Below are 12,483 nucleotides of genomic sequence, written 5' to 3'. Positions count from 1 at the left end.
TTTTTTTCTTAAAAAAATCTTAAAAAGAGAATTTGTATGTTATTTTTATGTAAAAAGTAACTTTTTTAACTATACATTTGAGTAGTTAATTATGTAAGTGTAAAATCTACATTAATAAATTATGATACGTTTTAAGAAGTTCATATATTTACCCATCCAAATTAATAATATATGCTAAATAGTTATAGCTCTGCTGATAAAGTTTTACTGGCAGTAGACTGCATCATTTTCGGATTCGACAATGATGGTCTAAAAATCCTTTTAATACAAAGAGATTTTGAGCCAGAAAAAGGGAAATGGTCCTTAATTGGAGGTTTTCTAAAACGCGATGAAGTCTTAGATGCTGCCGCAACTAGAATCTTAAATACCTATACAGGTCTTAACGATATTTATATGGAGCAACTGCATGCTTACAGTGAAATTGATCGTGACCCTGTAGAAAGAACCATCTCGGTTTCTTATTTCGCTTTAATTAATATCGAAAACCACAATGCAGAATTGATCCAGAATTACCACGCTGAATGGTTCCCGATTAACGACGCTCCAAATTTAATTTTTGACCATAACGAAATGGTTCAAAATGCGATTAAGAGGCTTCGATATAAAACTTCTGTAAAACCAATTGGTTTTGAATTGCTTCCGGAGAAATTCACCATGCGTCAGCTTTTAGAACTTTATGAAGCTATTTTGAGCAAAGAATTGGACAAAAGAAATTTCATCAGTAAAATAAACTCTCTGGAAATTCTAAATAAACTAGAAGAAAAAGACATGCAGTCTTCTCGAAAAGGCTCTTACTTATATACCTTCAACAAAGAGAAATATGAAGAAAAACTACTCAATAATTTTGTATTGAATTTATAAACTTTATTTATTCTCTAGCAGATTTAGGAGATTTGGCTGATTTAATAAAAAAATCCCCTGCATCTGCTAAATCTGCGGGAGAAATTTATAGCGAATTACGCAATATAAGAGCAGATCTATTTTCAATCTGCTCTTTTGTTCCTTTTAAAACCATATCGGCCAGAATTTTTCCCATCAATTCAAAATTGGTTGAAATGGTGGTAATTCCGTTTGCGGCAATTTTCTTCAATGGAGTTTCATTGTACGATATAATTCCGAAATCTTCTCCCAATTTTAAATTTCTGCTCATTGCATTTTCTATAACCAAAAGCAAGTCACGATCATGCGGTATAATGTACAGATCTCCCAAAGCAATAGATTGATTGCCGAAATCTGAAATAATTTCATAATCAAAACCATAAGTCTGGCAAAACGACTCAAACCCTAATTTCATTCCGGGAGGTTCTCTAAAACCAGGGAAAATTAAAATCAGTTTCCTGTATTTTGATAATCGCGATTTGCCTTTCATCAAACCTTCAAAGATATCTTTTTGGTGATTTTGATAAATTGCAGGAAACATTTTTAAGTCCGGATTGGTCTGATCCAAAATAATTACGTCGCTTACTGGTAGGGTTTTTATAGAATCGACGATATCGTTTAAGTTCGTCGGCATAATAATGTATTTTGTATAATTTCCGTTGCTGTCATTTAGCAGCTTTTCGAAAACTTGAACATTAAAGTGGTGGAAAAAAATATCGACTTGAACATTTTTTCCGATGTTTTTTAAAAACGAATTATAAATATCCTCTTTAAAAATATTCAATTCGTCAAAAAGTAAAAAAACCTTCTGAGTTATAGTGATTTCAACGCTTTTAACGTAATATCCCTTTCCTGGAATAGCGTAAATGATTCCTCTTTTCTTCAATTCGTCATACGCCAATAAGACCGTATCACGAGATAAAGAAAAAGCCAAGCAGACTTTATTTACCGACGGAAGCCTATCGCCTTTAATCAAATTTCCTTCTTCAATCGCTTTTTCGATTGAAAGAATAATCTGCTTATATTTTGGCAGACCGATGTTATTTTGAATTGAAATAATGTTCATAATAAAGTCATTTTGACTATAAACAGCAAAAACTGGTAGGTACTGGTATGCAAAAATAATAAATGTTTCTATTTTTGGATTTCATTTTTGGTAAAATTTTTATGGAAATAAAACACATATCGCATTTAAAAGAGACTCATAATTGCAATTTATTTGGTTTAATGCCTAATAAGGAAGAAATTTATTCTTTTGATCTGGTTAATAAAAACGGAATGAAAGTGCAGATTATCAATTATGGAGCAACTGTAACTTCTATCCAAATTCCGCTTGACGGAAAATTAGTAGATGTTGTTTTAGGTTTTGATAATCTTGAAGCATATTTAGAATCGTATAATTTACCAAGCGCTCCTTATTTCGGAACTACAGTTGGCCGTTACGCAGGACGTATTCATAATGCGACTTTTAGTCTTGACGATAAAAAATTTCAGCTAGACGGAAACAATAACGGCAACACGCTTCACGGAGGAGTAATGGGATTTGGAAGAAAAGCATGGAGTGTTGTTAATGCAACTTCTGGCGAAAATCCTTCTATAACTTTCGCCCTTTTCAGTGCCCATCTGGACGAGAATTTTCCTGGAGAAATGACGGTTTATTTGACTTATACTTTGACCGAAGAAAATGAATTGAAGCTAGAATACAAAGCAACTTCAACCGAAGATACGATTATCAATTTAACGCATCATAGCTATTTTAACCTGGATGGACATGATGGAAATGTTTTAGAACAGCAAATGTTTATCAAATCGGCTAAAATGCTGGAAACCAATTCTGACAATATTCCAACAGGAAATTTCACCGATTTAACCAATCATGATTTTGATTTTAGAACTTCAAAAAACTGTCCGTTTCCAATTGACAATTCATTTGTAGTGAATTCTAAAACTGAAATCGTAGCGCAGTTAATCAGCTTAAAAAATAACCTAAGAATGAATGTTTATACCGATCAGCCAAGTGTACATATATATGTTGGTGGAAATTGTTTCGGAAAACTGAAAGGAAAAGAAAACGTTGATTACAATGCACAAAGCGGAATTTGTTTTGAAACTCAAAATTTCCCAGATGCGCCAAATCATGCACATTTTCCAAATGCAGTTTTGAAAAAAGGTGAAGAATATACGCAAAAAACACTTTACAAATTTGAAAGTTTAAATTAATATAATAACTGCTGGATAAGATAAAATAAAAATAATTTCATCCATCAAGTAAAATCTAATTGAATCTGCTGAAATCTTTTAAAATCTGCGTGAAATACTTTTGCCAAGATTTTTTCACGCAGATTTACACAGATTAAAGCTGATTTAGACAGATTTTGATTTAAGCTATAAGCAGTAGGTAGAATAGAAAAAATAATTTCACTCAACACATATAAAATTCTAAAACCACAATACACTAACTATATAATGAATGATATTTTAATACAGAATACCGTTGCTTTTTTTGAGAAATCTTTCGGATCTTCTCCTCAAAAAACGGTACTTTCTCCAGGCAGAATCAACATCATTGGAGAACATATTGACTACAATGATGGTTATGTTTTGCCTGCTGCAATTGACAAAGTGATTTGCTTTGCTTTTGAAAAAAACAACACCAAAACTTCTAAAATAATTGCCATCGATTTGAATGAAGAATTTGAAATCGATTTGACTCAGGAAGTAAAACTGAGCGATGTGGTTTGGACCAATTACATTCGTGGTGTAATCAAACAATTGCAAGATAACGGATTTTCGTTTGATGGTTTTAACTGTGTTTTCAGCAGTAATATTCCGGTTGGTTCTGGATTGTCTTCTTCTGCAGCTTTAGAATGCGGAATGATTTTCGGAATCAAATCGCTGTTTGATTTAAAAATCGAGAAAAAAGACATTTCATTATTAGGACAAAAAGCAGAACACTGGGTGGGTATCAACTGCGGAATTATGGACCAATTTTCAAGCGTTCACGGCCTTGAAAATAAAGTGATCAAACTAGATTGCAACACTTTAGATTTTGAATATCACAATGCCGACTTCAAAGATTATTCTCTGATTTTATTTGATTCTAATGTAAAACATTCACTTTTTACATCAGAATATAATACCAGAAGAATTGAATGTGAGGAAGGTTTATCTATCATAAAAAATCATTTCCCAGAAGTAAAAAGTTTCAGAGATTCTTCTGTAGAACAAGTTTTGAGCTTAAAAGATAAAATGACTGAAAAAGTTTTTGACCGAGTTCATTTTGTTGTAAAAGAAATCAATCGCGTTATCAAAGCTTGTGAAGCACTAGACCAAGGAAACATTGAACTTTTAGGAGAACTGCTTTTTGAAACACATTATGGTTTATCTAAAGAATACGAGGTAAGCTGCGAAGAATTAGACATGCTTGTTGATACCGCAAAAGAAGATGATGCCATTATTGGTTCCCGACTTATGGGAGGTGGTTTTGGAGGATGCACTATCAATTTAGTTAAAAAAGGAAATGAAAATGAGGTAAAGCGTAAGTTCTCTAAACTTTATTTAGATACATTTGGAATTGAATTAAAATTCTATGATGTAAAAATCTCTAACGGAACAACGCTACTTTAAAACCACAACTGTACAATGAAAAATTTTGACATTAACGAAGATCCTCACAGACGCTTCAACCCATTAATTAACGAATGGGTCTTGGTTTCACCTCACCGTGCAAAACGCCCTTGGCAAGGACAAAATGAAACTATTTCAACAGAAGAACTTCCTAAGTACGACCCAACTTGTTACTTATGTCCAGGAAATGTTCGTGCCAACGGAATGAATAATCCGCAATACGAAAGCAGTTTTGTTTTTGAAAATGATTTTGCTGCTATGAAACAGGACGAAATCATTTTTGAAGATGATATTAAACATACTTTTTTTAAGGCAAAACCAGAACAAGGAATTTCGAGAGTGGTTTGCTTTTCGCCAAGACACGATCTAACTCTTCCAGAAATGGAAATTGCCGATATTGAAAACATCATTAGAACTTGGCAAAAAGAATATACCGATTTAGGAAATATTAAATTCATCAACCACGTTCAGATTTTTGAAAACAAAGGAAGTGTTATGGGCTGCAGCAACCCACACCCACACGGCCAAATTTGGGCACAATCTTCTCTACCAACTCAAGTTGAAAAAACACAAAACAGCTTAAAATCGTACTACGATAAAAATCAGACAACATTGTTAGAAGATTACGTAAAAGCCGAATTGAAAGCTGGCGATCGTATCGTAATCGAAAATGATCATTTTGTGGCATTGGTTCCGTTTTGGGCAATCTGGCCATACGAAACCATGATTATCAGCAAAAGAGCTGTAAACAAAATCACCAATTTTACTGCCGATGAAAGTACCGCTTTCGCGAAAATCTTAAAGCAACTTACAACGAAGTATGACAATTTATTTAATACTTCATTTCCATATTCGTCAGGAATTCACCAATCGCCAACAGATGGTTTAATCCATCCAGAATGGCATTTCCACATGCATTTTTATCCACCTTTGCTGAGATCTGCAACGGTAAAAAAATTCATGGTCGGATATGAAATGTTGGGAGAATCGCAGCGTGATATTACACCTGAAAAAAGTGCTGAAATTTTGAGACAGCTTTCAGATGTACATTACAAAAGCCCAGTAAAAGCGTAATGGTTTAGTGTTGTCCTTAATTCAAATCTAAAAATTTAACACAATTCTTATTAGATAAATGTAAAAAACACATTTACTAACGGTTAATTTCTAAATTTTTATTTTACATTTGGCTTCTGCTTTATTTTCGCAAAAAAATAACAGAAATAAAACACATCTTGCATTTTTAACAAGATTTGACAACACAAAAACTGATTTAAAACCACATAAACAAACAACCCTATAATAATTATTTAAAATACTACTAACAATGAACCAAAACCTCGCTTTCGCAGACTATGCGGTTTTTATTATTTATTTCATCGTAGTCTCGGTCTACGGTTACACCGTTTACCGCAAACGTAAACAAGACGAACAAGATGCTAAAGCTTACTTTTTGGCTGAAGGAAATTTAACTTGGTGGGCAATTGGAGCTTCTCTTATTGCTTCTAATATCTCTGCAGAACAGTTCATCGGAATGAGCGGTGAAGGATTCTTCTTAGGAATTGCTGTTGCTGCTTACGAATGGCTTGCTGCCGTTGCTCTTATTATTGTCGCGGTGTGGTTTATTCCTGTATATCTTAAAAATAAGATTTACACGATGCCACAATTCTTAAAAACACGTTACAACGAATCTACTGCACTTATCATGGCTGTATTCTGGCTGTTTTTATATGTTTTCGTAAACCTTACTTCTATTTTATACTTAGGAGCTGTTGCGATTAACAAACTTGCGGGTGGAGAATATCTTCACGTAATTATGCTTGGATTGGCTATTTTTGCTTTGTTTATTTCTCTTGGAGGAATGAAGGTTGTGGCTTATACAGACGTTATTCAGGTGGCTGTATTAATTATAGGAGGTTTAGTAACTTCTTATATTGCCTTAACAACAGTTGCAGAAGCTTTTGGTGTTGGACAAAACGCAATTGCCGGTTTCAAAGTTTTAATGCAGCAGGCTCCGGAACATTTCAAAATGATTATTCCGAAACCAACTGCGACGTCTTCTCAGCTTGAAATCGATAAATATTTAACTTTCCCTGGATTGTTATCTTACGCTGCTGGTATCTGGATCATCAACTTAAACTACTGGGGATGTAACCAATACATTACACAAAGAGCACTTGGAGCAGATTTACAAACCGCTCGTACAGGAATTTTATTCGCTGGTATGTTAAAATTATTAATGCCGCTTATCGTAATGCTTCCTGGTATTGCTGCTTACGTTTTATACACAAACGGACATTTACCTCAATTGGAGGGAGGAGTAAAAGACGAGGCATATTCTGCTATATTAACATTCCTTCCAACTGGATTAAAAGGTCTTTCTGTTGCTGCTCTTACTGCTGCAATTGTAGCATCGTTGGCTGGAAAAGTAAACAGTATTTCTACAATCTACACATTAGACGTTCATAAAAAATATATCCAGAAAGATGCTGGTGAAAAACAGCAGGTGAACATCGGGCGTCTTGCCGTTTTTGTTGCCATGCTTTTAGCCGTTCTATTTACATGGAATGACGTCTTAGGAATTGGTGGCGTTGGAGGATTTACCTACATCCAAAAATACACTGGATTCATTAGCCCTGGAGTTTTTGCAATGTTCTTCCTTGGTATGTTCTGGAAAAGAACTACTGGAACAGCAGCAATCGTGGGGGTAATTTTAGGATTCTTATTATCTGTCTTATTCAACGAATACGCTCCAGCTTTATTTGGAAACGATACACTTTTATACACAGCTTACAATAATGGAAAAGGAGGCTTCGAAATTCCGTTCCACATCTGTATGGGATTATCATTCTTATTCACAATGATTGCAATGATTCTGATAAGTTTTGCTGGTCCAAAAGTAAACCCTAAAGCATTTGAAATTGATTCTGAAATGTTTAAAGTTAAACCGCAGACAACAGTCTTAATCGTAATTACATTATTGATTATTGCTGCGCTTTATGTTAAGTTCTGGTAATAAATTATCAGTTCTATTCTCTCTATCTTTACAGCTGTTGTTTGTCATGAACAACAGCTGTAAATTTTTAAAAAGGTTTTAAAATAGAAATAAAAGCTACGGATTATAATGATTCGCTTTATTTTGTCACCCTGAGCGAAGTCGAAGGGCGCTCCAATTGGGCGTGGTCTTCGACTTCGCTCAGCCTGACAAAACTGGATTTAAAAAAATCCTTTTAATCTTTATAATCTGTGGCAAAAAATATTAAACAGAATTTTAAATTATAATACATAAATACCATGCAGTTATCATTAACCCAAAAAATCATTATCGTTACTGGAGGCGCAAAAGGAATCGGTTTAGGAATCGTTAAAGTTCTTGCCGAAGAAAATGCCATTCCGTTTATTGTTGGACGTAACGAAAATGACAACATCAAAGCCGTAGAAGAATTAAAAGCCATTGGAAAAGAAGCGCACCAAGTTGCCGCCGATTTGACAAAACCTGAAGACTGCAAAAAAGCCGTTGAAGCCGTAATCGCAAAATTCGGCAGAATTGACGGATTGGTGAACAATGCCGGAGTTAATGACGGCGTTGGATTAGAAAACGGAAATTATGAAAATTTCGCTGCTTCGCTTCACAAAAATTTAGTGCATTATTATTTAATGGCACAGCATGCTCTTCCTTATCTTAAAGAATCAAAAGGAGCAATTGTAAACATTGGTTCTAAAACTGCCGAAACTGGTCAGGGCGGAACCTCAGCTTACGCTGCTTCAAACGGTGGAAGAAATGCTTTAACGAGAGAATGGGCGGTTGAATTATTAAAATACAGCATCCGTGTAAACGCTGTAATCGTAGCAGAATGTTACACGCCGCTTTACGAAACGTGGATCAATACTTTTGAAAATAAAGAAGAAAAACTGGCTGCAATTACCAAAAATATTCCGCTAGAAAACAGAATGACAACCGCAGAAGAAATCGCGAATATGGTGGTTTTCTTATTGTCTGAAAAATCAAGCCATACAACAGGTCAAATTATTTATGTTGATGGTGGTTATACTCATTTAGATCGTTCTATTTAATTTTTTTTTAGCCACGAATTCACGAATTATTTTTTGATAATCTTTGGGAATAAATTTATGAATTCGTGGTTTCCTTTTTTATCTCACTTAGATTTCACAAATTTTTAAATTACCTTAATTTGTGAAATTGTTGGCTAGTTTTTGATTCAGATTTTTACAGCTTTTTTGAATTGCTTTAATTCGTGAATTCGTGGCTATTTCTTTTCAAACAGATTTGAATCCTCTTTAATCTTTATAATCTGTGGCAAAACTAACCTTCGCATTATTTTTAAAATCAGAAGGCGTAATTCCTTTAACTTTTTTGAAGAGTTTATTAAAGTTTGAAGCTGTTTTATAACCGCATTCATACGCAATTTCAGACATGCTTTTATCGGTTTCCAATAACAATTTGCAGGCATTCGAAATTCGGATTTCATGCAGATAATCCACAAAATTCTTTTTCGCTTTTACCCTGAACATTCTACAAAAAGACGTTCTTGTCATATTCGCGACAGCGGCAATTTCTTCTAAGGAAATATTCTTTTTATAATTTTTATTGACATATTGAAAAACCTCAGAAAGACGATCTACTTTGGAATCCTTCTGCATCAAAGAATAAATTTCATCGTTGATATAAATCGTATCCTGACTTTCAGAAAGAATAGACAAAATCTCAAAAAGCCCAACAATAACTTCGAAGTCTTTTTTAGCAACTAACTTCTCTAGTTTCTTTGCAATTTGTTTATTCGTTTTTCCAATAATCGAAATTCCTTTTCCTGCCTGAAAAAAAAGTTCGTTTATTTTCTGAGTTTCTTTTAATTCGTAAAAAGTCGGCCAAAATATCCTTATGAAAATATACGACAATCGAATGGGCTCTTAAATCTTCAATTCCGTGATAGTATTTTTCATCATTCAGCCAAACGTGCGGAATATCAGAACCTAAAAAAACCATATCTCCAGGCTCAAACGGCATTACCGAATTTCCGATAATCCGCTTACCGTAACTCTCTTTTACATATACCAATTCCAATTCCGGATGCGAATGAAACGGCGCCTGAAAAAAAGGTTCAATACGATTCAGCACCGAAACCTTCGTGTTAAGATAAGACGCTATTTTGGTTTGCTCCAATTTCATACTGCAAAGATAATTAAAGATTAGATACGGATAATATTAGACTATCAACCAATGTGTAAAAAAACTAATTTTATTTTTCGTTAACTGCCCGAATTCTATACAAAATCAAAGGATTAAATTGTTATAAAACGAAAGCAGTAACATCAAAAAAAAGAAAAAACAAACAACACAATGTCTGAAAATAACACAAAAAAACTGGTTGTAAAATTGCATCCAGACGATAATGTATTGGTTGCCTTAACCGATCTTCAAAAAGGCGAAACCATTCATTTTGAAAACGAAACATACGTTTTACAAGACCTCATCAAAGCCAAACATAAATTCTACATGCAGGATATGAAGCAGGGAGAAGAAGTAAATATGTACGGAGTTTTGGTTGGAAAAGTGCAAAATGATTTGGCGAAAGGAAGTTTAATGACGACCGAAAACCTTAAACACGCTGCAGATCCGTATGCTTACAGAAACGCTTCTTACGAATGGAATGCACCAGATGTTTCTAAATTTGAAAACAGAACTTTTAAAGGTTACAAAAGAAAAGACGGACGCGTTGGAACGGCGAATTACTGGCTTTTTGTTCCAACTGTTTTTTGTGAAAACAGAAATTTAGATGTTATCAAAGAAGCCTTGCACAAACAATTGGGTTATGCTGTAACGGACAAATACAACCAATTCACGCACGAATTACTGGAAGGTTATTTGAACGGAAATGACATTAACGATATCAATATTGAATTAAATCCGACTCCAAAAAACAAACGTGTTTTTGAAAATGTGGACGGAATTAAATTCTTAAATCATCAAGGAGGCTGCGGCGGAACGCGTCAGGACGCTTCTACTTTGAGCGCTTTATTGGCTTCTTACGCCAATCATCCAAATGTGGGCGGAATCACGCTTTTGAGTTTAGGATGCCAGCATTTACAAGTTCAAGATTTTGTAAATGATGTAAAAAGACAAAATCCAGAGTTTGACAAACCGTTGTTTATTTTTGAACAACAGCAGACAGAAAGCGAAGAAGTTTTGATTACAAATGCTATCAAAAAAACTTTTGAAGGTTTAATTGAAATCAATAAATATGAAAGAACCGATGCGCCTTTGAGCGATTTATGCATTGGTGTAAAATGTGGCGGAAGCGATGGTTTCAGCGGTGTTTCTGCAAATCCTGCTGTGGGTTATACTTCAGATTTAGTCGTAGCTTTAGGCGGAAAAATTCTTTTGGCTGAGTTCCCAGAATTATGCGGTGCAGAGCAGAATTTAATCGACAGATGTATTACGGAAGATAAGGCGAAAAAATTCATAGATTTAATGGAGTCTTATGATGAACTGGCTCATAAAGTGGGTTCTGGTTTCCATATGAATCCTTCTCCAGGAAATATCAAAGACGGATTAATTACTGATGCAATCAAAAGTGCTGGAGCGGCCAAAAAAGGCGGAACTTCTCCTGTTGTAGACGTTTTAGATTATACCGAATTGGTTACAAAACCAGGCTTAAGTTTGGTTTGTACGCCAGGAAATGACGTAGAAGCAACAACTGGAAAAGCAGCTTCTGGAGCAACTTTAATTTTGTTTACAACTGGATTGGGAACTCCGACAGGAAATCCAGTTTGTCCTGTAATTAAAGTGGCAACAAACTCTGTTTTGGCAACTAGAATGAAAGATATTATCGATATTGACTGCGGGCCAATCATTAGTGGTGAAAAATCTATTGAAGAAATGGGCGAGGAAATTTTAGAATACTGCATCAAAGCGGCAAGCGGCGAAATTATTCCGAAAGCGGTTCAATTAAACCAAGACGATTTTATTCCGTGGAAACGCGGAGTATCTTTGTAAAAGACTATTAAAAACAACTCATAAAAATTTATATCAAATGTTTTCATTACAAAACAAAAAAGCAATTATCACGGGCGGTGGAAGCGGAATTGGAAGAGCGATTTCGGTTTTATTTGCGAAACAAGGAGCTGAAGTTCATATTTTAGAATTAACAGAAGAAAGCGCAAAAGAAACGGTTGAAGAAATAAAATCAGCTGGAGGAAATGTTTTTGCTCACGCTTGTGATGTTTCTAACCACGAACAAGTAAATTCAACTTTCGAGAAAATCGGAAACATTAATATTCTAGTAAACAACGCTGGAATTGCTCACGTTGGAAAAGTAGACACCACTTCAGAATCTGATTTTGACAGAATTATGAATGTAAATGTAAAAGGAGTTTACAACTGTCTTCATGCTTCAATTCCGGCGCTAAGAAATTCTGGCGGAGGTGTGATTTTGAACTTGGCTTCAATCGCGTGTTGGGTTGGAATTCCAGATCGTTTTGCTTATTCTACAGCAAAAGGAGCAGTTATGGCAATGACTTTATCGGTTGCAAAAGATTATTTAAATGATAAAATTAGATGTAATTCTATTTCTCCTGCGAGAGTTCACACACCTTTTGTAGACGGGTTTATCGCTAAAAATTATCCTGGAAAAGAAGAAGAAATTTTCGAGAAATTATCACAGTCACAGCCAATCGGCCGTATGGGAAAACCAGAAGAAATCGCAACTTTAGCCTTATTCTTATGCAGCGACGAATCGTCTTTCATAACAGGTTCTGATTACCCAATTGATGGTGGATTTATTAAATTGAACAACTAAAAATTATTTAGCCACAGACTTAAAAGATTAAAACTACTCGATCTGCTAAATCTGCGAGCAAAAAAATAAAGCCACAGATTTAAAGGATTAAAAAGATTTTTATTTCCTGCTTTTGTCAGGCTGAGCGAAGTCGAAGCCCACGTCCAATTGGAACGCCCTTCGA

11 protein-coding genes are annotated in these 12,483 nt (G+C 34.7%); 8 read left to right on the top strand and 3 right to left on the bottom strand.

Features of this window, described 5'->3' with window-relative positions:
- Positions 1-171 precede the first annotated feature (171 nt).
- Positions 172-861: an NUDIX hydrolase gene (locus ACPWTF_RS13230; RefSeq protein ID WP_095930664.1), complete on the top strand. Its 690-nt coding sequence runs from the start codon at positions 172-174 to the stop codon at positions 859-861.
- Positions 862-946: 85 nt separating this feature from the next.
- Here the strand turns inward: ACPWTF_RS13230 and ACPWTF_RS13225 are convergent, their stop codons facing one another.
- Positions 947-1,945, bottom strand: a complete 999-nt coding sequence (locus ACPWTF_RS13225) for a GntR family transcriptional regulator (protein WP_427871471.1) — start codon at positions 1,943-1,945, stop codon at positions 947-949.
- Positions 1,946-2,046: 101 nt separating this feature from the next.
- On the opposite strand from ACPWTF_RS13225, the gene ACPWTF_RS13220 reads away from it, so the two are divergent.
- From ACPWTF_RS13220 to ACPWTF_RS13200, 5 genes are all read left to right on the top strand, one after another.
- Positions 2,047-3,099, top strand: coding sequence for an aldose epimerase family protein (locus ACPWTF_RS13220; protein WP_427871470.1), 1,053 nt, complete (start codon positions 2,047-2,049; stop codon positions 3,097-3,099).
- 246 nt (positions 3,100-3,345) lie between these two features.
- Complete coding sequence (gene galK / locus ACPWTF_RS13215; RefSeq protein ID WP_427871469.1) at positions 3,346-4,506, top strand: galactokinase; 1,161 nt, start codon at positions 3,346-3,348, stop codon at positions 4,504-4,506.
- A gap of 15 nt (positions 4,507-4,521) precedes the next feature.
- Entirely contained in the window at positions 4,522-5,580 is a 1,059-nt protein-coding gene (locus ACPWTF_RS13210) for a UDP-glucose--hexose-1-phosphate uridylyltransferase (protein ID WP_427871468.1), read from the top strand.
- A 250-nt stretch (positions 5,581-5,830) separates the two neighbouring features.
- Positions 5,831-7,519, top strand: a complete 1,689-nt coding sequence (locus ACPWTF_RS13205; RefSeq protein ID WP_427871467.1) for a sodium/sugar symporter — start codon at positions 5,831-5,833, stop codon at positions 7,517-7,519.
- 278 nt (positions 7,520-7,797) lie between these two features.
- The gene (locus tag ACPWTF_RS13200) at positions 7,798-8,577 is read left to right on the top strand and encodes an SDR family oxidoreductase (RefSeq protein WP_427871466.1); all 780 of its coding nucleotides are present in this window, start codon (positions 7,798-7,800) and stop codon (positions 8,575-8,577) included.
- Positions 8,578-8,802: 225 nt separating this feature from the next.
- On the opposite strand, the gene ACPWTF_RS13195 is transcribed toward ACPWTF_RS13200, so the two are convergent.
- Both ACPWTF_RS13195 and ACPWTF_RS13190 read right to left on the bottom strand, forming a co-directional pair.
- On the bottom strand, positions 8,803-9,411 hold the full coding sequence (locus ACPWTF_RS13195; protein WP_427875756.1) for a helix-turn-helix domain-containing protein: 609 nt from the start codon (positions 9,409-9,411) through the stop codon (positions 8,803-8,805).
- Positions 9,299-9,691: a hypothetical protein gene (locus tag ACPWTF_RS13190; protein ID WP_427871465.1), complete on the bottom strand. Its 393-nt coding sequence runs from the start codon at positions 9,689-9,691 to the stop codon at positions 9,299-9,301. The genes ACPWTF_RS13195 and ACPWTF_RS13190 overlap by 113 nt, the downstream gene beginning before the upstream one ends.
- 171 nt (positions 9,692-9,862) lie before the next feature.
- Here ACPWTF_RS13190 and ACPWTF_RS13185 point away from each other — a divergent pair, with 171 nt between their 5' ends.
- Complete coding sequence (locus ACPWTF_RS13185) at positions 9,863-11,518, top strand: UxaA family hydrolase (RefSeq protein WP_427871464.1); 1,656 nt, start codon at positions 9,863-9,865, stop codon at positions 11,516-11,518.
- A 37-nt stretch (positions 11,519-11,555) separates the two neighbouring features.
- A complete protein-coding gene (locus ACPWTF_RS13180; protein ID WP_289879194.1) occupies positions 11,556-12,320 on the top strand; it encodes an SDR family NAD(P)-dependent oxidoreductase in 765 nt (254 codons plus the stop codon).
- The last annotated feature ends 163 nt before the right edge of the window (positions 12,321-12,483 follow it).

The organism is Flavobacterium sp. MMS24-S5 (assembly GCF_050320125.1).
GTDB classification, from domain to species: Bacteria; Bacteroidota; Bacteroidia; order Flavobacteriales; family Flavobacteriaceae; genus Flavobacterium; species Flavobacterium tyrosinilyticum.
The sequence above is the reverse complement of the archived record's forward strand: the minus strand, read 5'-3'. Positions and strand labels throughout refer to the sequence as shown.